We start from the raw sequence: 22446 nt of genomic DNA, 5'->3' as shown, positions 1-22446 counted from the left end.
AAGGAGGCCGGCGGCGGCCCGACCCGGCCCGGCCCTGTTCCGCTCTGCCCGCCCTGCTCCGCGATGCCCGCCGCCTTGCAGGCCACACCCGGCCAGTTGTTCGACCTCCAGTACCAGAAAAGTGGTACCGCGCGTCGACGAACTCGGCGGCCCGAGGGAGGTCGAGCAGTTGTTCGACCTCCGGTACCAGAAAAGTGGTACCGGACGTCGAACAACTCGGTGCTTCCGGGCCGCCGGGAGGCGGAGCGGCGGGCAGGGCAGCACGGTGCGGCGCGGTGCGGCGCGGCGGCAGCGCCGGTCAGCGGCGTCGCGCGGCGAGCACGAGGCCGCGGTAGGCGAGGCCGACGGCGACGAGCACCAGGCCCGCCACGATCGTGCGACCGGGCAGCGCGGCGACGAGCAGCACGCAGCCGGCGAGGCCGAGCCACTGCATCCCCTTCGGGAACAGCCGCCACTGCCCGGTCTGGGTGAGCGCGGCGAGGTTCGCGACCGCGTAGTAGAGCAGCACGCCGAAGGACGAGGCGGCGATCGCGACCAGCACGTCGGAGGCGAGCAGCACGAGCAGCACCACCGCGATGCCGGCCGCGGCCTCCGCCCGCTGCGGGACCGAGTACCGCTCGCTGACGTGCGCGAGCACGGGCGGCAGGTCCCGCTCGCGCGCCATGGCGAGCACGGTGCGGGAGATGCCTGCGACCAGGGCGAGGAGCGCACCGGAGGCCGCCGCGACCGCGCCGATGGTCACCACCACGACCCAGACCCCGCCCGCGCCGACGGCGTCCAGCGCCGCACGGAAGGGCGCCGGGCCCCAGCCCTGCTCGCCCGGCGCCGGACCCACCAGCACGAGGATCACCGACAGCACCAGGTAGAGCGCGCCGACCGCGGCGAGCGCGAGCAGGATCGCGCGGGGGATGGTGCGGCGCGGTGCGACGACCTCCTCGCCGAGGGTCGCCACTCGGGCGTAGCCGGCGAAGGCGAAGAACATCAGCGCCGCGGCCTGCGCGAGGGCGAGGACGATGCCGAGCGCGCCGCCCTCCCCCGCACCGGCGACGGCCGCGAGCCCGCCGTCCCATAGCCCGACGGCCTGCCCGGCGAGGGGACCGGGCACCTCCCACAACCCGGCACCGGCCCCGTCGCCCGCGCCTCCCGTCGGCCCGCCCGCCACGACCCCGGCGAGCAGCCGCACCCCGGTCAGCACGAGCGCGGCGAGCGCGACCGTGACCAGCACCCGGGCGAGCACCGCGGTGCGGGTGATGCCGACCAGGTTCACGGCCGTCAGCACCACGACCAGGAGCGCCGCGACGGGTCGCTGGAGCGGCTCGGGCACGAGATACGCGGCGACGACCAGCGCCATCGCGGCGCAGGAGGCGGTCTTGCCGATCACGAAGCACCAGCCGGCGAGGAACCCCCACCACGGTCCGAGTCGCTCGCGGCCGTAGTGGTAGGTGCCGCCCGCGGCGGGGTGCTGGGCGGCGAGCTGCGCGGTCGAGGTCGCATTGCACAGCGCGACCACGGCGGCGACCAGCACCGCCGCCGGGGCGAGCGATCCGGCGAGGTCCTGGGCGGCGCCGAGGGAGACGAAGGCACCGGCCCCGATCATCGAGGCGAGGCCGATCACCACCGCGTCGCGCAGTCCGAGGCGGCGGGAGAGTGCGGCGGGCACCGCCCCCGCGCTCACAGGCGGTCCAAACGGTACAGCCAGGCGGCGGTCTCGGCGCGGTCGACGCGGGAGTTCGGGCGGAGGTCGTCCCCGTCCACGATGCCCTCGTCGAGGCCCTCGGCCTGCAGCCACGCGATCGCGTCGGCCTGCACGTCACCGCTCGGCGAGCCTGCCGCGGGCGAGCCGGCCGCGGCGTACAGCGCCTCGGCGACCATGCCCCGGCTCAGCGCCGCGCTCGGGCGGAACGCGCCGCCCTTGTTGACGGTGAGCACGCCCTCGGACTCGGCCCACAGCATCGCCTCGTAGTGCGGGTGATCGGCCTTCACGTCCTTGAACGGCGAGCTCGCGGGGACCTCCACCTCGGGACGGCCCGCCAGCTCGTACAGGGCCGCGGCGAGGGTGACGCGGTCCGCGGCGCGGGTGGGACGGAAGGTGCCGTCCTCTCCACCGGGGACGATGCCGCTGCCGGCCGCCCACATGATCTCGTCGTAGTGCTCGTGGGTGGGTCGCACGTCGGTGAAGTCCGGGAGCGTCGGCGCCGCCTCGTACCCGGCGTCCAGGCCCACGATCATCGGGTCGTGGTCGGAGGACGCGAAGGCGCCCTCCTCGTAGAGGTTCACCGCGTTGTTGTTGTACCGGCCGTACTGGGCCATCACCGACTCGGGGCCGTTGATCTGCCAGTCGGTCGCGCCGGTGACGCGCTCGGCGGCCGACGGGGAGGCGATGACGTGGTCGAGCGAGCCGACCATGCCGCCGAAGCTGTAGGACCAGCCCTCCGGGTCGTGGGTCTCGCCGAGGTTGACGAAGCCCTGCTCGTAGAACTTCTGCAGCGGCTCCTCCTGGGTGTAGGAGTTGAAATCGCCGCCGTGCAGGACGTCCTCGACGCCGAGCTCCGCCGCGGTCTGCTCTCCCCAGGTCAGCAGCGCCTCGGCCTGCTGGAGGCGGGAGGTGCGGGCGTTGCCCTGGACCGGGTCGGCCGGGAGGCCGGAGTCCTCGGCGTCGGCCGAGCCCTTGGACTTGAAGTGGTTGATGGTGAAGAAGAACGGCTCGCCCTCGACCTGCTGGGCACCGCCGCCGTCGATCGGCACGAACACCTGGCCGAGCGGCTCGCGGGCGTTGTCGAAGGCGGGGTCGTCGGCGAGGATCTGCATCTGCCCCTCGGGGCGCACCTCGGCAGGCTTGAAGATGATCGCGTTGGTGATCACGTCCTGGCCGCCGTCCAGACCCTGCGCGGCGTAGGCCTCACCGGTGGGGACGTAGGCCCAGGTGCCCTCGCCGTCCTTCTCGTTCAGCGCGGCGACGAGGGTGGCGGTGGCCTCGTCGGCCTCCTCCCCGAGGCGGGCCGAGTTCTCGATCTCGGTCAGGCCCACCACGTCGGCGCCGGTGCCGGAGATCGCGTCGACGATCTTGGACTGCTGGCGCTCGAGGTCGTCGGCGCCCCACGCGCCGCGCAGATCGCAGCCGCCGCGCACGGTGGTGCCGTTGCCGTCGATGTCGGTATAGGGCTCGCAGCCGGGGGTGTCCTCGCCGAGGGTGGTGAAGTAGTTCAGCACGTTGAAGGTGCTGACCTGCAGGTCACCGCCGACGGGGTCGGGCGTGTCCTGGCGGGTGTTCTCGAAGTCGACGCCGTCGGTCGAGGCCGACTCCCACGGGGTGGTGGTGTTCAGGCGCCACTGGTCGAAGGAGTAGGCGACCACGACGGGCTCGGTGAAGGAGGGGGTGGCCCCGACCCGGACGGGCTCCTCGGTGGTCAGCCAGCTGATCGGCTGGGTGGAGTTGTTCTGGAAGTTCGTGGTGCGGCCGTCGTCCAGCAGCACCTTGAGCGCATCGCGGCTCTCGTAGTAGGCGGTGGCCTCCGCGCCGGGGCGCATGATGTCACCGGCCTGCTGCAGCGGCTGGTCGCCGATCGCGAGGCCCACCTCGCCGAAGCGGTTGGTGCTGTACACGTCGGTGACGGTGAACTCCTCCGCGCCGGGCAGGTAGAGCATGTGCTCGATGCTCTCGCGCTGCGCCTCCTCGGTGGGGAAGCCACCGGCGAGGGTCGCCGGCTCCACGGGCTCGAGCGCCTGATCGAGCTGCTCGAGGCCCTCGGCGCCGACGGAGATCTGGGTGGAGTCGTAGTACTCGGAGACCTCGCCGGTCACGCGCACCGAGTTGCCGATCGCGACCTGGGAGGCGATCTCCGGGGAGTGCACGAACACGGCGGTGGAGCCGGTGTGCGTGGAGAAGTCCAGCGCACCGCCGGTGCCGCCGGTCTGGATGACGTAGCCGTTCAGGCCGCCGGTCGCGTAGACCGCGGTGACCACGCCCTCGGTGACCACGTTCTTCCCGACCATCGGGCTCTGCGCGCCGGTGCCCTGGATCTCGGCGATGCTCGCCTCGACCGTCTCGCCGGGCTCCTCCGGCTCCTCGGGATCGGTGCTGCCGCCCGACGGGGTGGGCGTCGGGTCGCCGGCGACGAAGTCGGTGGAGTTCTCTCCGGTCGCGGCGACGCGCGCAATGGAGGTCGCGTTCGTGGTGCGCGGGGCGGGCGCGGCGCCGGAGAAGGTGGTCGCGCCGCCCCAGCCGACGAGGTCGACGACGGCGGGGTCATCGGCGCAGGTCGCACCGGTGCAGACCAGGCGGCCGTCGGAGTCCGAGAGGGCGAAGACGCCCTGGCTGCCGGAGACGGCGGTGGTGCCGGTGAGGTCCGGCTCGGGCAGCGCCTCGGTGCCGCCGGAGCCCCTCGCGAGCTGGATCAGGAAGGTGCCGCCGGCGGGGACGGTGCCCTCGAGGGCGAGCACGCCCGACGAGTTGAAGGTGCCGGTCGCGGAGGCGTACTGGAGGGACCAGCCGGCGAGGTCGATCGGCTCGTCGGAGGTGTTCACGAGCTCGACGAAGTCGTGGGTGAAGGTCGAGCCGGAGTTGCCGCCGCCGCCGTAGATCTCGTTGATCTGCAGGTCGCCCGGGGCGACGACGGCGGCGTCGGCGGCGGGGGTGAGGCCGGGCAGGGCGGAGGCTCCGAGGGCGAGAGCGGCGACGGCCACCCCGACCCGCGTGAAGCGGAGGCGGAGGGCGTCGCCCATGGTGCGCGGTGACATGCGGTTCTCCTTGGTGGGAGGGGCGGGGAGAGGAAGGCGGGTTGGCGGTGGGTCGAGGGGCGGACAGGAGAGGAGGGGCCGGATCTCCGAGGAGGTCCGGCCCCTCCGTGATCAGGAGCTCATCAGCGTCGGCCGACGCGATGTCGAAGGGCGATCGCGCCCGCTCCTGTGAGGGTCAGCGCGCCGGCGATCGCGGCGAGGACGCCCGCGTTCGTGCCGGTGCGGGCGAGGGCGGAGCGGCCGTCAGCGGTGGTGGGGGCGTCGCCGACGGGGTCGCCCGTGGTGGAGCTGCCGGAGGAGGCGCCTGCCCCGGTGGAGCCGCCGGTACTGGTGCCCTGGCTGTCTTCCGAGCCCTGGTCGTCAGAACCCTGGTCGTCAGAGCCCTGGTCGTCAGAACCCTGGTCGTCAGAGCCCTGGTCGTCAGAGCCCTGGTCGTCAGAACCCTGGTCGTCAGAGCCCTGGTCGTCAGAACCCTGGTCGTCGCCCGCGCCCTGGTCGTCATCTGAGCCCTGGTCATCATCCGAGCCCTGGTCGTCGCCCTCGTCGTCACCGGGTGGCGGGGTGGTGGTGTCGTCCCCGTCGTCGCCGTCGCCCGGGGGCGGGGTGGTCGAGCCGTCGTCGTCGCATCCCTCGGGGGCGTCGCCGGTGATCTCGGTGTAGGTGTCGAAGACGATCTCGGTGCCGGTCTCAGGGACGGCGGTGATGGTCAGCGGGACGACGGTGCCCTCGGCGGTGTCCGCCGGGACCTCGCAGTACCAGTCGGTGAGCGTGACCTCGGCGGCGAGGCCGTCCGAGGCGGCCATGGTGGAGGGCTGCTCGCCGTCGGCGGCGGCCTCGACGGGGCCGTAGGGCGCCTCGAAGGTGCCGTACTCCCCCGCGTCGACGGTCACCGAGGTGATCTCGGGGGCGCCGAGGCTCTGGGACTCGAGGCCGGAGAGGAGCAGCGTCGGGGAGCGCTCGTCATCGCCCTCGAGGAACTGCACGTCGATCTGGCGCTGCGAGTAGTCGGGCTCGAGCTCGGGGTTCGCCTCGAGATAGGAGATGAACGCGTCGCGGTCCAGCACGCCGGTGTCACGCACGTCCTGCGCCTCGGAGAGCGCCCACATGTTGTCGCCGCCCTCGAAGAGGAAGCTCGCGGTGACGATCGTGTAGGTCCCCTCGGGGTCGATCGGCTCGCCGTTCACGCGCACGTCGAAGACCCGCTCGTCCTGCGGGGCGCTGCTGTCGAAGGCGTACTCGACGTTCTCGGAGACGGAGAAGGCGAGGAAGGACTCGTCGCCCTCGTCCACGCCGCCGCCGTCGGCCGTGCGCTGCCACTGCTCCTCGAGCATCTGGGCGAACTGGGCGCCGGAGACCTCGCCGGAATTCAGGGTGTTGCCGAAGGGCACCATGCCGTTCGCCTCGGCGTAGGTGACCACGCCGTCGCCCTCGCCGGTGGGCGAGGAGGCGTCCCACAGCTCGGCGCGGATGCCGCCGGGATTCATGAACCCGATGACCTCGTTCTCCCCGTCCAGGCCCGCGTCCTCGAGGTACCACTTCATGGAGTCGGCGAGCATGTTGCCGGCCGCGGAGTGGCGGAAGCGGTTGTCGCCCTTGGTGGTGGCCTGGTTGGTGACCGGGTCGTTCGCGACGCGCACGCCATCGGTGTACGAGGCCTTGGAGTCGTCCCACGAGGTGGTGATGTCACCGGCGATCGAGCCGACGGGCTCGGCGCCGACGACGGCGGCCTCGTCGATCGCGGTCTGCGCGATCGAGGTGACCTCGGTGGTGACGTCGGTGGTGGTGCCGCACTCCTCGCCGGTGGGGCGCAGCGCCGGCTCGACGGCGACGTCCCAGTCGGTGTCCTCGCCCTCGCCGCGCTGCAGCGTGACGGTTCCGAGGTTCGCGGCGCTCGATCCGGTCTGGAGGATCGGGCGGGTCTCGCCCTCCTGGCCGGGGACCGGGGCCTGGTAGGCATAGGTGCGGTGCGAGTCGCCGTTGAAGATCGCGTCGACCTCGGGATCGGTCTCGGAGACGATCTTCTCGAAGATCGGATCGCTGTTCGAGGGGGCGGCACCGGGCTCGCCGCTGCCGGAGGCGCCCTCGTGGTAGAGCGCGACCGCGGCGTCGTACTCGACGCCCTCGGCCTCGAGCTCGTCCATCACGTCGTTGACCGCGTCGACGGGATCGCCGAACTCGAGCCCCTCGATCGCGGCGGGGCTGACCTTGCCGACGGTCTTCGTGGTGACAGCGCCGATCACGGCGACCTTCACGCCGTCGCGCTCGACGATCTGGTATGCGTCATGCGCCCGATTGCCCTCGGCGTCGTAGACGTTCGCGGCGAGGTCGGCGAACTCGGTGCGCGGCTCGATGCGATCGAAGAGGTCGTCCTGCCCCTGGTCGTACTCGTGGTTGCCGATCGCGGTCGCGTCGACGCCGAGGGCGTTGAGCACGTCGATCGTCGGCTCGTCGTTCTGCACCGCGGACTCGAAGGCGGAGCCGCCCACGTTGTCGCCGGCGGAGAAGAGGAACGAGGTGTCGCTCTCCGCCCGCACGGTCTCGACCTGGCAGGCCAGGGCCGAGGCGCCGCCGAGCGCGCCGTGGAAGTCGTTGAAGCCCATCAGGGTGATCTGCTGGCCGGGCTCGGCGGCGACCGCGCCCATCGGGACGAGGGCGCCGGAGACGGCGAGGGCGGCGGCGCCGAGGCCGACGGTCGCACCGCGGACGGCGCGGCGGGCGGGGTGGACACGCATGGAGGAGGCTCCCGGGGACGAGGCGGAGTCGAGGAGGGCGCACGTGTGCGCCATGTCATCTCACCCCATCGGGAAGCTCTAGAACCGGTTTTCCCGGAACCGGTATCGAGCCGTCACCGAAAGTTCATCAACTCCGCCCCTCTGCGCTGGCTTCTTGACCTGCATCGTTGCCGTGCTTGACGAACCCTTTGCCAACGGCGGAGACCGCTGCGTGCCCGTCGTCGGCGGTGTCGAGCAGAGAGACCGCGGCCGCCGAGAGCTCCGGGCAGGATGTGAGTCGTGACGACCTGTGCGGCGCTCGGCCGTGCTGTCGGGCGGGGAAATGGGTAGCATCGGTGAGGACTCTGGACGGACCGGGTCGCCCGCATTGCGGCATCGGCCCGACGATCTCGGACCGGCCGACGGACATCCCGCCTCCGCCCGAAGCCCGCTCACTCCGCCGCTCTCCCTCTCGATCAGACGCGGTGCACGACCCGGCCGGCCACCGCCGCGCCCCGTCGGCCGATGCGTCGCCCCTAGGAGTCCTTCCCATGTCGCTGCCCTTCCTCACCCGCCGTCCCACGGTCCCCGCGAAGGACGGCGCGAGCTGGCCCCACGTGGTCATCGTGGGCGGTGGATTCGCCGGTGCTAACGCCGTGCTGGGCCTGCGCGACGCCCGCGTGCGCGTCACCCTGATCGACCGCAACGTCTACAAGACCTTCCAGCCGTTGCTGTACCAGGTGGCGACCGCTGGTCTGAACCCGGGCGACGTCACCATGTTCCTGCGCGGCCTCTCGTTGAAGGTCCCCAACATGCGCTATCGCCAGGGCGAGGTGGTCGGCGTCGACCCCGAGCGGAAGGTCGTCACGCTCAACGAGGGCCAGCGCGGCGATCAGGAGCTCTCCTACGACTACCTCGTGCTCGCAAACGGCGCGACCACCACCTACTTCGGCACCCCCGGCGCCGAGGAGCACGCGATGCCGATGTACACGCGCGCGCAGGCCCTCGCCATCCGCGACCGGGTCTTCTCCGAGCTCGAGCGCTCCAGCCGCGAGGCCGGCGTCACCCACGACAAGCTCCACGTCTGCATCGTCGGCGGCGGGCCGACGGGCGTGGAGATCGCCGGCGCCCTGGCGGACTTCCGCATGCAGGAGCTGGACATCCTCTATCCCGAGATGGATCCGGGGACCCTGCAGCTCACGGTGCTGCAGCGCGGCGACGAGCTGCTCAAGGAGTTCAGCGACAAGTACCGCCAGTACGCCGCCGACGAGCTGCGCGACCGCGGGGTCGTGCTGCGCCTCGGCCACGGCGTGAAGGAGGTCGGCTACGACCACGTGATCCTCGACGACGGTTCGATCCTCGAGTCCGACATCACGATCTGGGCCGCCGGCGTCGCGATCCCCGAGACGGTCTCCCGGTGGGGCCTGCCGCAGGACAGGCGCGGCCGCATCGCCGTGGACGACCATCTGCAGGTCAAGGGCATGCCGGGGGTGTACGCCGCCGGCGACGTCGCCGCCCAGGACGAGGCCCTCCCCCAGCTCGCGCAGCCCGCGATCCAGACCGGCGCGGCCGTCGCGAAGTCCATCGCCGCCGACGTCGAGGGAAAGGCGCGCCCGAAGTTCTCGTACACGAACCTCGGCACGATGGCCACGATCGGCCGCCACGCCGCGATCGCGGAGATGCCGGTGCTCGGCGGGCTCTCCGGATCGCTCGGCTGGGCAGCCTGGCTCGGCGTGCACATCACGAAGATGCTCGGCCACCGCAACCAGCGCGCCGTCGCGATGAACCTCATCTCGCTGTACGGAGGCACCCGCGGCACCCACCAGCCGAACCCCGTGGTGGGCGAGGTCGACTCGCTGCGCGCGGCGAGGATCTTCGAGGAGCAGGCCCCGAACCGCCTCTTCGGTCTGAATGCCGGGGCGCGGGAGAACCGGGCGGCGGCCGAGGAAGCTCCCGGCGCGGCCGACGTCGCCGCCCCTTCCCAGGACTGATCCGGCGGGGCGTCACGCCGCGCCCCATCTGGGGTCACCCAGAGATCATGTGCAGCCCTGTTCCCGGTGCGGAACAGGGCTGCACATGACTTAGCCGTCACCCGGGTCTCGGTGAGAGCGGGAGCGTCGGGGGCCCGGCTCAGCGTGCGGTGCGGATGAGCTCGACGATGCGGTCGGCGTCGCGGCGCAGGGGATGCTGCGCCGTCCCGCCGGCGGCGTCGTCGCTCGATGATGCGGTGCCGCTCGGCGCGGAGACCGTGGCCGATGCGGGCAGCGGTGCGGCGTAGGCAGCGGCCGTATAGGCGTCGGCGAGGCGGGCGGCGGCGGCGCGGTCCTCGGCGGTGACCTCGGGCGTGCCCTCCGCGATGCGGTCCAGCAGCTGTTCGACGGCGCGGTGCGGGGGCAGCGCCGGGTCCATCGCGAGGCGCGTCGGCGGCCTCCCCCAGGCCCCGGTGAGGCCCAGCCAGCGGATCGCCGTCGCCCGCACCTCGAGCTCGTGGGTCAGCTCCGACCAGGCCAGCTCGCCGGCGGCGCGACGCAGCCGCTCGGCCTCGAGCGCGGCGACGGAGCCGTCGCTCGCCGCACCGGACGGGCCGTCCCTGCTCTCCGCAGCGGGCTCTCCGCTCCCGCCGTCTCCTGCGCCGCGCTCCCCCGCTCCGCCGCCGAGCGCCGCCCAGCGCTCCTCGCGGGAGCGGATCCGTCGGCGCCGGATCACCAGCACCACGGCGGCCGCGGCGGCGGCCAGGAGCGCGCCGAGGCCGAGCACGCTGACGGTGCCCCACTCGATGCGCTGGACCGTCTCCGGTGAGGGGCCCTGCTCGGCGGTCTCGTCCTCCTCGGTGCTCGCGCTGCTCTGCTCCTCGGTGGTGCCCTCCTCGCTGCTCGCGCTCTCCTCGTCGGCGGTCGGGGTGTCGGGGGTCGTCTCGGTGGTCTCGACGTCCTCCTCGCTCGCGGAGAGGTCGGTGACCTCGGGGGTGCGCACGCCGTTGTTCGCGGCGGCGGGGGTGGGCTCGAACTGGACCCAGCCGTGCTCGGGGCCGAACCACACCTCGGGCCAGGCATGGGCGTTGCGGGCGCTGACGGTGCGCTCGTCCCCGTCGGAGTCCCCGGCGGTGAAGCCGATGACGACCCGTGTGGGATACCCCTGCGCGGTCATCATCAGCGCGAAGGTCGAGGCGAACTGCTCGCAGTAGCCGATGCGGTCCTCGAGGAAGGACTCCAGCGGGTCCTCCCCCGGAGGGGTGTTCACGGTGAGGGAGTAGGCGAAGGCGGTGCGGAAGTAGTCCTGGAAGGCGACGGCCGCGTCGAAGCCGTTCTCCGCCCCGGCGTCTTGGACGAGCTGCTCGGCGAGGTCGGCCGCGACCTGCGGCACCTCGGCGCGGTCGGTGTAGCCGGTGTCGAAGGGGGCGCTCGCCGCGGCGGGCGTGACGGCGCGCAGCTGCTCAGGGGTGGAGGAGCGCGGCTCGGAGAGCACGGTGTACTGCTGCCCGGTCAGGCCCTCGGGGACGAACTCGAGCTCCGCCTCGCCGTCGACCGAGCGGAGGGTGAGCGCACGCTCCAGCGCCGGGGTCGGGGAGCTCACCTCGCGCACGTTCTCCGGCATCGGCAGCCGGTCCCCGCCCAGGCTCATCACCTCTACGTCGGTCTCCTCGAGATCGCCCGTGCCGCCGCTGACCGCCCTGCCGTCGTCGCGGGCGTCGGAGAAGGAGGAGACGAGGTCCGGCTCCTCCTCGTCGTCGGCGTGGAAGGTCTCCCCGTCGAAGCGGTTCAGGGTGCGCAGGCGCAGGTAGGAGGGGTCCTCGGCGGTGGTGGTAAAGCGCAGCACCTCGGTGTCGGACTGTTCGAGCAGGGAGCGGCGCACCGAGACGTCGTCGTCGATCATGACGGGGCCGAGCTGCGGGGTGTCGGGGTCCTGCCAGCGGTTCAGCACGTCGACGTTCAGCGCGATCCGCGGCGGGACCAGCTGGGGCAGGGCCGCGCCGAGCACGGGGGCGCCGGCGGCGACGAGCACGATGCACAGCACCGCGGCGCCGAGGGTGCGGCCCGGAGCGGGGACGGGTCCGGCCTGCGGGCGGCGGTCCCCCTCGAGATAGCGGGGGTCCCCGTGGACGGTGCGGACGGCGAGGACGGCGGCGCCGGCGGCGACCGGCGCGGCCACCTGCCACCACGCCCCGCCCGAGGGCTGCTGCAGCGCGGGCACCAGCACGGTGCCCATCAGCAGCAGGGCGGTGGGGGTGTGCCAGCCGAGGTCGAGGAACAGCAGGTCCAGCAGCAGGGCGAGCAGCGCGACGAGCACGACGATGATCACGGTCCCGGGCGCGCCGAGCACCAGCGGCGGCAGGCCGGACGCAAGCTCCTGGATTCCCCGCCGCAGCACCTCGGGCTGGGCGGCGAGGACCGCGACCGGCCCGTCGGACCACGGGGCGAGCCCCTGCGCCGTCTCGACGACGAGCATCAGCACGCAGATCAGGCCCAGCTGGAGCAGCGGCACCAGCACGGTGCGGGAGAGCAGGTGGCGCAGCACGATCCCGCCGAGGATCACGGGGGCGGCGCCGGTCAGGGTCAGCACCAGCCAGAAGGTGCCGGCCAGCAGCTGGGAGGTGGGCGCGGCGGCGAGCAGCAGCGCGATCAGGAGCAGCAGGGCGCGGCCGGTGAGGTGGGGGCCCTCGAGGGAGGGGCGGCCCATCAGCGGGCTCATCGCTGCTCCTCCACGGCGGTGGTGAGCAGGTCGTCGAGGGTGTCGGCGGAGGAGCCGCGCACGAGGGCCCAGGTGCCCAGGCGCGAGCGGCGCGGCGGCCGCTGGGCGCGCGCAGCGGCGAGCTGCTCGGCGTGCTGCTCGTGGGCGTGGCCGAAGTCGTCGCCGTCGGCGGGGCCGATGCGGCGGGCTCGACGGGGCGTCTCGGGCTCCCCCTCGGGCAGCGCCGCCTCCAGCGCGATCGCGGTGCGGCGGGTGGCGCGGCCGGCGAAGCGGTCCAGCTCGAGGCCGGCGAAGGGCTCGCCCAGGTCGGGGCCGAGCGCGATGGCGAGCTCGGCATGGCCGGCGGCGTGGTCGCGGCCCACGCCGTCCTGCTCGTCGTCGTCGAAGTCGACCTCCGCGAGCGCGAGGAGGGAGGTGCGGCGCTCGAGCGCGTCGACCTCCCCACCCAGCAGGGACGGGCCGGGAACGCCGCGTCGGCGCTGGGTACGGGTGATCTCGTCGCCCGAGGCGTCCACGATCCGCACCTCCCAGCCGTTCCGGCCCAGGGAGTCCAGCACGGTCGCGGCATGGGAGACGAGCGCCTCCTCGACCTGCCCCCCGAGCCCGTCCCTCCGGGTCGTGTCCAGCACGACCACGGCGCTGCGGCCCGCGGTCGGCTCGTCCTCGCGGGTCATCAGCGTGCCGGTGCGGGCGCTGGCCCGCCAGTGGATGCGGCGGATGTCGTCGCCGGTGGCGTAGGGGCGGGCGATCGGGCCGATCTCCCCCACTCCCGCGACGGGCGCCGCGCCGGCCACCGCACTGTCGGCGATGCCGGTCGAGCGCTCCGCAGCGGTCGACATCTCGGCCACCACGGGCAGGCCGGTGATCCGCAGCCCGTCCTCGACGGTGCGGCGGAGGTGGAACAGCCCGAACACGTCGCGCACCAGGACCGAGTACGGGCCCAGCGCATGGCCGCCGCGCCGACTCACGCGCAGCACGTGCGGCATCCGCCTCGCCAGAGGTAGGTCGCCCTGGCCGCCGAGCTCCTCCGGAAGGTGCTCGCGCACCACCCCGCGGCCGAGCGGCACCACGGTGATCCACGGCCGGTCCTGCATCTCGAGCATCACGCGGGCGGAGCCGCCGACGGGCACCGCGTCGTCCACGACCCGGCGCCGCGGGGAGATGCCGCGGCCGGCGACGAGGATCCCGATCACGCCGACAACGAGGACCAGCACGAGGCCGGCGGCGAGCTGCCGGGCGGGCTCGATGCGGGTGAGGTCGCCCAGCAGCCACAGCGCCGCGCAGGCCACGAGCACGACGACGCCCCGCCCGGTGGGGCGGAGGATCGTGCGTGCGCGGCCCCTCACGTCTGCGGGGTGCTGCGCAGGACCTGGTCCACGAGCTCCCCGGCGCTCGCGCCGCGGGAGAGCGCCTGCGGGGTCAGGTGGAGCCGGTGGCGCCAGACGGGGAAGATGACGTCGGCGATGTCCTGGGGGGTGACGAAGGTGCGGGCGGCGAGCGCGGCGTTCGCCTTCGCCGCGCGCACCAGGTGCACGGCCGCGCGGGGCGAGGCGCCGAGGGTGACCTGGGGGTGGGAGCGGGTCGCCTCCGCCAGGCGCACCACGTACTGCAGGATCACGGGCGAGGCGTAGACGCTGCGCACCGCCCGCACCTGGTCGGCGATCCGCTCGGGGCTGGTGCGCCGGCGGACCGCGTCGACCACGTCCCGGTCCCCCTCGGCCACGGGCCCGGCCTGCGCCTCGAGCATCCGCGCCTCGGCGGAGGCGACGGGATAGCCCATCGAGGTCTGCGCGAGGAAGCGGTCGCGCTGCGCCTCGGGGAGGCGGTAGGTGCCCTCCATCTCGACGGGGTTGGCGGTGGCGACGACCATGAACGGCTCGGCGAGCGCGTAGGTGGTGCCGTCGACGCTGACCTGCCGCTCCTCCATCGCCTCGAGCAGCGCGGACTGGGTCTTCGGGGAGGCGCGGTTGATCTCGTCGGCCAGCAGGATCTGCGTGAACACGGCGCCGGGACGAAACTCGAACTCCCCGCTGGCCTGGTTGAACACGCTCGCACCGGTCACGTCTCCGGGCAGCAGGTCGGGGGTGAACTGGATGCGGTGGCGGTCCGCGCCGAGCGCGGCAGAGAGGGACTTGGCGAGCATCGTCTTGCCGACGCCGGGGATGTCCTCGATCAGCAGGTGCCCGCCGGCCAGGAGCACCAGCACCGCGATCCGGGCCACTTCCTCCTTGCCCTCGACGACGGTCGCGATCTCTCTCACCACCGCGGAGGCGTCCTCGGCGATCTGGTGCGCCCGCTGCTCCGACAGGACCTCGGGCGGCTCGCTCCCCTGCAGGTCAGGGGCGGTTCCAGCACCGGATTCTTCCAGGATCATCACAGGCTCCTCCGATGCGCACCCCAGCGGTGTTCATGAAAAGTTTGCCGGGGGATGAATTCGTCGAGGTCCCCCGGGGCGCCGTCGCCTCCTACAGTATGGCTGGTCCTCCACTGTCTCCGAAGGGTTCCGATGTCTGTCCGCCGTACCGTCGCCCAGTCCTCTGCCGGGCTGCTGCTGCTCGCGGCGTTCGCTGCCGGGCCGACTGCTGTGTATGCCGCGCCGGGCGGTCCGTCCGATGGCGGCGGGGACGGCGAACAGCCGACCGCCTGTGAAGAAAACGCCATCCCCCAGGTGACCATCACCCCCGGCGAACCGAAGGTTGGTGACGAAGTCACCTTCATCGGCCAGTGCTTCCCCATCAACTCACCAGCCCAAGTGACGGTCATCAACGACGAGACTCAGCCGCTCGCCGAGCTTGTAGCCGTTGGGAAAGACGGAAGCTTCAGCTACACCTACTCTGCCGCCATTGGAGGCGACCACCGCTACCAGATCGAGGTGAACGGCAGCCCCGTTGCCGACGGATCATTTGCCGTCGCGGGCGAGGACTCGGAAGACACCGGCGAGAACGAAGGCGGAGACTCCGACAACCCCGACGGCGGCGAGGGTGGCGGCTCCGACGGCGGCGAGGGTGGTGACGACAACGGCTCGGGTGACGATGGCGAGGACCCGTCGGACCCCGGTGACGGCGGAGAGCAAGGCGGCGAAGGCTCGGACTCGGGCGATGACGGCCAGGAGCCAGGCGACACCGGACAGAATCCGGGCGACGACGAGGCTTCCAGCGGCAACGACTCCGATACGGCGGACGACTCCAGCACCGGCGGCGGTTCCACCACCGACGACGACCAGGGACAGGACACCGGGAACGACGGCGAGTCCGGCAACACTGCAGGCTCCGACGAAGAGCAGCAGCAGGGCGGCAACGCCACTGACTCCAGCTCCCCCACCAAGCCCTTCCCCGGTGATGAGGAGGGCGGCGAGACCTCGGCGTCGTCGGCGAACGGCAACGCCGCGAGCAGGGGCAGCGCCCCTGCCCAGCCGCCGGCCGCGCCCGGCTCGGCAACCAATGACTTCCCGGCCGCCCAGCAGGAGGCGACCGCTGACCAGAAGCAGTCGGCCGCGCTCGCGGTGCTGATGACCAAGCTGTTCGCGGGCGGCGTGTCCTCGGGCTCGGTCGGCACGACTCCCGACCAGGCCCGCACGGTGATCGACCCGTCGGCCGACGCCTCCGAGATCGAGGTGCCCGCAGGCTCCGACAATGGCGGCTCGAGCGACGACGGTTCGGGCTCCGAGACCTCCGGCGGCGATGCGCTCGCCGCGACCGGGTCGAACATGCTGGTCCCCGCCGGGATCGCGGCCGCCGCGATCCTCCTCGGCGCCGGGCTGAAGATCCACCAGATCCGCCGCGGACTCTGACCCGTCGACGGGCACCGACCCGCACCTCCCGCGGCGGTGACTGCTCGGTCACCGGGCCGAGTCCCTCGACGACGCAGGTTTTGTGGCCTGGAGGACCGATGTCGGCCCCCGCATGAGTCGTGGGCTCACAAAAGGTGTGCTCCGCACCGGTCGGGTCGAGCGGCGCGGAGCCCGACGGCAGTCGGAACGCCGGATGCGGTGACCAGCGCCCGCCCGGGCGGATGGTGCGCCGGAGCCCGCGTCAGGCGGGGGCGCCGCGGCGGGTCTGCAGGGCGATGAGCACGCCGATCAGCAGCGCGCCGACCACGAGCGCGAGCCCACCCGCGGCGACCGCACCGCTGACGCCGAGCAGAGCGCCGAGCCAGCCGATCGTGATCCCGTTGCCGGTGCGCATGCCGCTGCCGATCATCGAGTAGACGCCGACGACGCGGCCGCGCTGGTCCTCCGGGGCGCGCAGCTGCACGAGCGTCTGCCCGATCGCGGTCGCGGCGAGGTTCGCGACGCCGCCGATCACCAGCGCGATCAGCGCGATCGGATAGCTGGTCGTGGTCGCGACGATCAGCGAGGTCAGCCCGAACATCACCGCCGCGATCACCGCGCCGCGCACGTCGACCTTCAGGATCCCGGTGGCCTCGAGCAGGAAGCCGCCCACCACTCCCCCGATCCCGTTGGCGAACAGGAGTGCGCCGTAGCCGAGGCCGCCCTCGTCCCCGGCGCCGAGCACCTGGGCGAAGTTCGGCATCGCCACCTGCAGCGACGCGCCGACGCACACCGCGATCAGGCCGGCGAGCGCGATCATCCCCACCAGCACCTTGTCGCTGCCGACGGTGCGCAGCACCCGCGGGGTGTCCAGGATCGAGACCCGCTCGCGGCGCACGAAGCCGCTGCGGGAGTGGCCGGTGAACGGGGTGCGCAGCATCAGCAGCGTCATCGGCAGGTAGAAGACGATGTTGGCGAGGATCCCCCACGTCGGCCCCAGGAGCAGCAGCAGGACCGAGCCGACGACCGGACCCGCGAGCACGCCGAGGGACTTGAACGTCGCGTTCAGCCGCACCGCGCTCGGCAGCTCGGCGGGCTCGGCGAAGTCGTGCAGCATCAGCTGCTCGGCCGGGCCCCACAGCGCCCCGGCGCAGCCGTGCAGCACCAGCAGCACGCAGGCGCTCCACATCTCCAGCGTGCCCGTCAGGAACAGCAGGCCCCAGCTCAGGGACACGAAGGCGAACAGGCCCTGGGCGATCTGGATGATGCGTCGGCAGTCGTACTTCTCCGCGAGACCGCCGAACAGCACCGAGAACAGCAGGAACGGCAGCCAGTGGCTGATCACCTGGAAGCCCACCAGCCACGGCGAGGCGAACACCTCCCACAGCACCCAGTAGGTGATCACGTGCTCGATGTTGTCGCCCATCATCGACAGACCGGCGGTCATCAGATAGGGGCGGGAGTGGCGGTCTCGGAGCGGGCCGAAGCGGCGCAGGGTCGGCGTGGCCGTGGGGATCGACCTTCTTCGTGGATCTCGTGGGCGGGACAGGCCTGTCGTGCGGAGCCCGTCTGCGCCGGAGAGGCGCTGGTCAGAGCGCCGGCGTCGGGCTCAGCCTACGGTCGGCCGCCGACAGCGGACCAGGGCGGCCCGATGGGAGAGACCCCGTGGGCCGACTGATGTCGGAGGTCGAAGAGAGCTGCCGAGTCGCTCGGCGGCGATCGGCGCCGAGATAACTCCTAAGGTGGCCCCCGTCGGCCATTCATCCAACTTTAAGGGTTATCCTTGGCTCCTTGAGCTCTACCCACCACCTTAGGGACTATCCATGGGGCACTACTCGAGCCACTACTGGGAGAACCCGCACGACTCCGGCATCCCTCGCTCCGATCGGCGTTCGGGCGACTACCGCGCCTACACGCCCACAGCGCTCGCGGGCATGCGCCTCGCCATCAGCCCCGCGGTGGACGCCGAGGTCGCCGCGGCTGAGCGGGCGGTCCGCTCACTGAACCGTGGCTCGTATGGAGATCTGGGACTGGTCTCGCGGTTCCTCCTGCGCTCAGAGGCAATCGCATCGTCCTACATCGAGGGGATCACTCCCAGTCCGCGGAACGTCGCCCTGGCAGAGCTCGCGCTCGACGAGGACGTCCGGGGCCTGACCGAGACGGCCCAGCAGGTCGCGCGGAACATGACGATCGTGCGGGCCGCCTCCGACGCGCTCTCGACGAAGGACGCGCTGACCATTGGCGATCTCGAGACCCTTCAGTCCTCCCTCATCACCGACCCCCCAGATCTGCAGGGGGTGCGCACTACGCAGAACTGGATCGGCGGTTCGCGCTACCACCCCCTCGACGCGGCGCATGTACCGCCTCCTCCGGAGCAGGTGCGGAGCCTGCTCGAGGACCTCGTGCTGTACATGGCCGGCGCCGCTCATTCCCCGATCGTGCAGGCCGCACTGGTCCACGCGCAGTTCGAGACGATCCACCCCTTCCCCGACGGGAACGGCCGTGTGGGCCGCGCACTGATCCACACCGTGCTCACCCGTCGCGGGCTCACCTCGGAAGCGATCCTCCCGGTGAGCTTGGTGCTCGCGACCCTCCACGAGGAGTACATCGCCGGCCTCGGCGCCTTCCGGATCGAGGGAGGGCCGGGATCCCCCGAGGTCTTCGCCGCGTACGAAGCCTGGATCAGCACCTTCGCCCAAGCCGTGCGCATCGCCGCCGAGCAGGCAGCGGACCTGGAGCGCCGACTCGCGGAGCTGCGTGAGGAGTGGGCCCGGATCATCAGCGACGCACGGCACCGCGAAGGCAGGGTGCGCGCCACCCGTCGGGACTCGGCCCTGTCAACCATCCTCGATGCCCTGCCCGGCACGCCCGTGCTCACCACCTCCACGGTGACACGGGTGCACGGCGTGACGACGACTGCGGCCCAGAACGCGCTGGCGCGCCTGGCGGAGTACGGCATCCTCGACCCGATCTCGATCGGGCGGGCGCAACGCGCCTATGTGTCGCTCGACGTACTGGACCTCATCACGCACAGCGAGCGGGCGATGGCGAGCCGAGACTTCGACACGGCGAGCTCACCACCAGTGCGTGCGGCGCCCGCTCGCCCTGAGCGATGAGTGCGCCGCGTCGCGATCACGCCTCGCCGCGCCGCCGGCCGACGGTGCGGAAGCCACCGTTTCCCATCGAGGAGTCGGGGGTGTTCTGGGAGCGGGCGGAGTTCCGGTAGCGGTTGCAGTAGGAGAAGTGGCACAGGTAGCTGCCGCCGCGCATGACCCGGGTCTGCCCGGTCTCGGGATTGACAGGATCCGTCGTCCACCTCCTGATCGCCCCAGGGGTTCTTTTCGCCGTCGATCCCGCCGCGGACGGCGTACTCCCATTCGGCCTCGGTGGGCAGTCGGCGCCCGGCCCAGTCGCAGTAGGCGATCGCGTCGTTCCAGCAGATGTGCACCGCCGGGTGATCGCCGAGGCCGTCGAGGTCGGAGAGGCGACCGCCCGGATGGGGCCAGTCCGCGCCCTTCACCCCGGACCACCAGGGCGTGCCGTCGGCCGCAGCCGCATCCGCTGGTCATCGGTGATTCTCCTGTAGTCGGTGCGCGTCCCCCGAACTGCCCCGTCAGCCCCTCACGGCTCCAGCAGCACCGCGAACAGCTCGAGGGTCTGCTGCAGCTGGATCGAGGGCTCGAGCAGCCATTGGATCTGCAAGCCGTCCGAGGCGGCGACGATCAGCGCCGCCATCTGCTCGGGGTCGACGTCGGCTCGCACCCGGCCGGCTGCCTGGTCCTCGCGCAGGCGGGTCGCGAGGCTGCCGCGAACGTTCTCGAAGCGGGCGGTGAAGAACTCCTTCGCCGGCCCGCGCTCGCTCTCCAGCGAGGTCGCCACCAGCGTCGAGTAGAGCTGGACGAGCCCCGGCACCTCGAGGTTCGCCATCGCGGCATTGGCCATCACCTCGACGGCGAGCTCGTCGTCGAGGGCGGCGGGACCTTCCCGCTCGAGCCGGTCGAGGTCGCGCCTGCGCTCGGCATGCTCGTAGACGGCGACCAGCAGCTCCTCACGGGAGGAGAAGTAGTGCAGCAGCGCACCGTGGGAGACGCCGATGGCCTCGGCGATCCGGCGCAGCGAGGTGCCGTCGGCCCCGCGGTCGCGGAACACCTCGATGGCGCGGTCGAGGATCTCCCGCCTCCGCGCGATGCCCTTGGAGTAGGAGCCCTGACGGCCGATGCCGCGCGCACGCGCCGTCCCGGCGGCCGACGGACCAGCCGGTCCGGCGGCGGCGTCGTCAGGGGTTTCGGGGCGGTCTGCCGAGGTCGCGGGATCTCCGGCGGGGCTCGATTCGGAGCTCGCGGCAGGGTTCGCGGGGTCCTCGGCGGGCTCGTCGTCGGTGCTCATGGCGCCACAGTATGCGCCGTCGGCCGCCGATCCGAGATAAAACCTCCAACTGGTGGGATCCGGTGCTACGCTGTCGCCCACGCACCGGCCCGTCCTCGCTCGAGGCGAGCAGGCGAGTGCGACCCGCCCTCTGACGACGACGTACCGAAAGCAGGTCACCCGTGGCATTGCCCCTCGCCTCCGTCCAGCTGTACACGCTGGCCGCGGAGTTCTCCGCAGACATGAACGGCTCCCTCGACAAGCTCGCCGGCATCGGCCTGAAGAACGTCGAGGCCTTCGACTTCGTGCGTCGGCCGAAGGAGATCCGTGCGGCGCTGGACGCCTCCGGCCTCGCCTCCCCCACCGGCCACGCCCCGCTGCTCTCCGACGAGCTGTGGACCCCGGACGGCTCCATCCCCACCCCCTCCAACGAGGTCGTGTTCGAGGCCGCCGCCGAGATCGGCATGAAGACCGTCATCGACCCGATGGTCCCCACCGAGCGCTGGCTCACCGAGGACGGCGTGAAGGACATCGCCGAGCGCCTCAACGCCGCCTCCGAGAAGGCCAAGGAGTTCGGGCTCGCGGTCGGCTACCACAACCACGCCCAGGAGTTCCTCGCGGACTTCGACGGCCAGACCGCCTACCAGCGCTTCCTGTCGCTGATCGATCCGTCGGTCGAGATCGAGCTGGACCTCTACTGGGCCCTCGTCGGCGGCCAGGACGTCGTCGCGCTGGTGCAGGAGCTCGGCGACCGCCTCGTCGCGATCCACGTCAAGGACGGCATCAAGCCCGAGTCCAACCCCTTCGCCCCCGGCGCCCCGAAGTTCAGCTCCTCGAGCCTGGACCAGCGCCACGCCGGCCAGGGCGAGGTGCCCACCGTCGAGGCGATGAACGCCGCGACGAACGTCAAGTACGCCGTCATCGAGTACGACAACGCCCCCGGCGACGTCTTCGCGGACGTCGAGAACAGCTACCGCTTCCTGATCGACGGAGGACTCGCAGCATGAGCACCCCTTTCAACGGCCCCGTGGGCGTCGGCTTCATCGGCACCGGAGTCATCTCCGACCAGTACCTGACGAACCTCACCACCTTCCCCGACCTCGAGGTCCTGATCCTCGGCGATCTCAACACCGAGGTCGCCGCGGCCCAGGCCGAGAAGTACGGCATCCCCGCCTCCGGCACCGCGCAGGACGTGCTGGACCACCCGGGCGTGCAGGTCGTCGTGAACCTGACCATCCCCGCCGTGCACACGGAGATCTCCTCGCAGGCGATCGCCGCGGGCAAGCACGTGTGGACCGAGAAGCCGCTGGGCCTGGACCGCGAGTCCACCGCCGCGCTGCTGAAGCAGGCCGACGAGGCCGGGCTGCGCATCGGCTGCGCCCCCGACACCGTGCTCGGCGCCGGCGTGCAGACCGCCAAGCGCGCGATCCTCGACGGCCTCATCGGCCGCCCGCTGTTCGCGCAGACCTCCATGCAGTGGCAGGGCCCGGAGGTCTTCCACCCGAACCCCGCCTTCCTGTTCGCCAAGGGCGCGGGCCCGCTGCTGGACATCGGCCCGTACTACTTCACCACCCTGGTCAGCCTCTTCGGCACCGTCGAGAAGGTCGCCGCGATGGGTCTGAAGGCGCAGGAGGAGCGCGAGATCCTCGTCGGCCCGAACAAGGGCCAGAAGTTCCCCGTCGAGCCGCCGTCGACCATCTCCGTGCTCACCCAGTTCGAGGGCGGCCAGACCGGCACGTCGCTGGTCAGCTTCGACTCGCCGCTGGCCCGTCAGGGCATCGTCGAGATCCACGGCACCGAGGGCTCGCTCTCGATCCCCGACCCGAACATGTTCGAGGGCCGCATCGCCTACGTGCGCCCCTTCGAGTCCTTCGGCGAGGCCCCGCCCGAGCAGGAGTGGATCGAGATCCAGCAGGAGGGTCCGGTCACCGGCCGCGGCCTGGGCCTGCTGGACATGGTCCGCGCCATCCAGGAGGACCGCCCGCACGTGGCGAGCGGCGAGGTGGGCTACCACGTGCTGGACATCATGCTCTCCGCGGAGGAGTCGGCCGAGCGCGGCGAGTTCGTCACCGTCGAGTCCTCGGTGGACACCGTGCCGGTGCTGCCCGAGGGCTTCGACCCGCTGGCGAAGACGCTCTGAGCAGGGTTTCTCGGCAGGGCGTCTGAGCAGGGCAC

At 72.2% G+C, this 22446-nt stretch carries 13 protein-coding genes and 1 pseudogene; 5 read left to right on the top strand and 9 right to left on the bottom strand.

Going from position 1 to position 22446, the window contains the following annotated elements; translation table 11 throughout:
• Positions 1-298: 298 nt before the first annotated feature.
• From RBL05_RS12335 to RBL05_RS12325, 3 genes are all read right to left on the bottom strand, one after another.
• Positions 299-1675 carry an APC family permease gene (locus tag RBL05_RS12335; protein WP_318603664.1) on the bottom strand — a complete coding sequence of 459 codons (1377 nt, stop codon included), beginning with the start codon at positions 1673-1675 and terminating at the stop codon, positions 299-301.
• Positions 1672-4737: an ExeM/NucH family extracellular endonuclease gene (locus tag RBL05_RS12330; RefSeq protein WP_318603663.1), complete on the bottom strand. Its 3066-nt coding sequence runs from the start codon at positions 4735-4737 to the stop codon at positions 1672-1674. The genes RBL05_RS12335 and RBL05_RS12330 overlap by 4 nt, the downstream gene beginning before the upstream one ends.
• 122 nt (positions 4738-4859) lie before the next feature.
• Positions 4860-7469, bottom strand: a complete 2610-nt coding sequence (locus RBL05_RS12325; RefSeq protein ID WP_308739216.1) for a bifunctional metallophosphatase/5'-nucleotidase — start codon at positions 7467-7469, stop codon at positions 4860-4862.
• A gap of 530 nt (positions 7470-7999) precedes the next feature.
• Here RBL05_RS12325 and RBL05_RS12320 point away from each other — a divergent pair.
• Entirely contained in the window at positions 8000-9439 is a 1440-nt protein-coding gene (locus RBL05_RS12320) for an NAD(P)/FAD-dependent oxidoreductase (protein ID WP_308739217.1), read from the top strand.
• Positions 9440-9578: 139 nt separating this feature from the next.
• On the opposite strand, the gene RBL05_RS12315 is transcribed toward RBL05_RS12320, so the two are convergent.
• The 3 genes from RBL05_RS12315 to RBL05_RS12305 are packed head-to-tail and all read right to left on the bottom strand — an operon-like array spanning position 9579 to position 14511.
• Positions 9579-12137 (bottom strand): DUF3488 and transglutaminase-like domain-containing protein, encoded by a 2559-nt coding sequence (locus tag RBL05_RS12315; protein WP_308739218.1) that lies wholly within the window; start codon positions 12135-12137, stop codon positions 9579-9581.
• Complete coding sequence (locus RBL05_RS12310) at positions 12134-13483, bottom strand: DUF58 domain-containing protein (RefSeq protein WP_308739219.1); 1350 nt, start codon at positions 13481-13483, stop codon at positions 12134-12136. The genes RBL05_RS12315 and RBL05_RS12310 overlap by 4 nt, the downstream gene beginning before the upstream one ends.
• Positions 13480-14511, bottom strand: coding sequence for an AAA family ATPase (locus RBL05_RS12305; RefSeq protein WP_308739220.1), 1032 nt, complete (start codon positions 14509-14511; stop codon positions 13480-13482). The genes RBL05_RS12310 and RBL05_RS12305 overlap by 4 nt, the downstream gene beginning before the upstream one ends.
• A 132-nt stretch (positions 14512-14643) precedes the next feature.
• Between RBL05_RS12305 and RBL05_RS12300 the strand changes: the two genes are divergently transcribed.
• Positions 14644-15927: a hypothetical protein gene (locus tag RBL05_RS12300; protein ID WP_308739221.1), complete on the top strand. Its 1284-nt coding sequence runs from the start codon at positions 14644-14646 to the stop codon at positions 15925-15927.
• 241 nt (positions 15928-16168) lie between these two features.
• Here RBL05_RS12300 and RBL05_RS12295 read toward each other — a convergent pair whose 3' ends face one another.
• Positions 16169-17353, bottom strand: coding sequence for an MFS transporter (locus tag RBL05_RS12295; protein ID WP_318603662.1), 1185 nt, complete (start codon positions 17351-17353; stop codon positions 16169-16171).
• Between the two features lie 376 nt (positions 17354-17729).
• Between RBL05_RS12295 and RBL05_RS12290 the strand changes: the two genes are divergently transcribed.
• Positions 17730-19022, top strand: coding sequence for a Fic family protein (locus RBL05_RS12290; RefSeq protein ID WP_308739224.1), 1293 nt, complete (start codon positions 17730-17732; stop codon positions 19020-19022).
• 16 nt (positions 19023-19038) lie between these two features.
• On the opposite strand, the pseudogene RBL05_RS12285 reads toward RBL05_RS12290, so the two are convergent.
• Positions 19039-19453 (bottom strand): annotated as a pseudogene (locus RBL05_RS12285) (SUMF1/EgtB/PvdO family nonheme iron enzyme); the annotation flags it as partial.
• 74 nt (positions 19454-19527) lie between these two features.
• Positions 19528-20292, bottom strand: coding sequence for a TetR/AcrR family transcriptional regulator (locus tag RBL05_RS12280; protein ID WP_308739225.1), 765 nt, complete (start codon positions 20290-20292; stop codon positions 19528-19530).
• 161 nt (positions 20293-20453) lie between these two features.
• On the opposite strand from RBL05_RS12280, the gene RBL05_RS12275 reads away from it, so the two are divergent.
• Positions 20454-21278 carry a sugar phosphate isomerase/epimerase family protein gene (locus tag RBL05_RS12275; RefSeq protein WP_308739226.1) on the top strand — a complete coding sequence of 275 codons (825 nt, stop codon included), beginning with the start codon at positions 20454-20456 and terminating at the stop codon, positions 21276-21278.
• Entirely contained in the window at positions 21275-22411 is a 1137-nt protein-coding gene (locus tag RBL05_RS12270) for a Gfo/Idh/MocA family protein (RefSeq protein WP_308739227.1), read from the top strand. Before RBL05_RS12275 ends, RBL05_RS12270 begins: the two co-directional genes overlap by 4 nt.
• Positions 22412-22446: the final 35 nt, after the last annotated feature.

The organism is Brachybacterium sp. GU-2 (assembly GCF_030866705.2).
Taxonomy (GTDB): domain Bacteria; phylum Actinomycetota; class Actinomycetes; order Actinomycetales; family Dermabacteraceae; genus Brachybacterium; species Brachybacterium conglomeratum.
The sequence above is the reverse complement of the archived record's forward strand: the minus strand, read 5'-3'. Positions and strand labels throughout refer to the sequence as shown.

Bases quoted from the DNA above. Each gene is read 5' to 3' on its own strand.
- RBL05_RS12320 (WP_308739217.1), top strand. From the start codon at position 8,000: ATGTCGCTGCCCTTCCTCACCCGCCGTCCCACGGTCCCCGCGAAGGAC.
- RBL05_RS12315 (WP_308739218.1), bottom strand. From the start codon at position 12,137: ATGAGCCCGCTGATGGGCCGCCCCTCCCTCGAGGGCCCCCACCTCACC.
- RBL05_RS12330 (WP_318603663.1), bottom strand. From the start codon at position 4,737: ATGTCACCGCGCACCATGGGCGACGCCCTCCGCCTCCGCTTCACGCGG.
- RBL05_RS12300 (WP_308739221.1), top strand. From the start codon at position 14,644: ATGTCTGTCCGCCGTACCGTCGCCCAGTCCTCTGCCGGGCTGCTGCTG.
- RBL05_RS12305 (WP_308739220.1), bottom strand. From the start codon at position 14,511: ATGATCCTGGAAGAATCCGGTGCTGGAACCGCCCCTGACCTGCAGGGG.
- RBL05_RS12295 (WP_318603662.1), bottom strand. From the start codon at position 17,353: ATGACCGCCGGTCTGTCGATGATGGGCGACAACATCGAGCACGTGATC.
- RBL05_RS12280 (WP_308739225.1), bottom strand. From the start codon at position 20,292: ATGAGCACCGACGACGAGCCCGCCGAGGACCCCGCGAACCCTGCCGCG.
- RBL05_RS12290 (WP_308739224.1), top strand. From the start codon at position 17,730: ATGGGGCACTACTCGAGCCACTACTGGGAGAACCCGCACGACTCCGGC.
- RBL05_RS12270 (WP_308739227.1), top strand. From the start codon at position 21,275: ATGAGCACCCCTTTCAACGGCCCCGTGGGCGTCGGCTTCATCGGCACC.
- RBL05_RS12325 (WP_308739216.1), bottom strand. From the start codon at position 7,469: ATGCGTGTCCACCCCGCCCGCCGCGCCGTCCGCGGTGCGACCGTCGGC.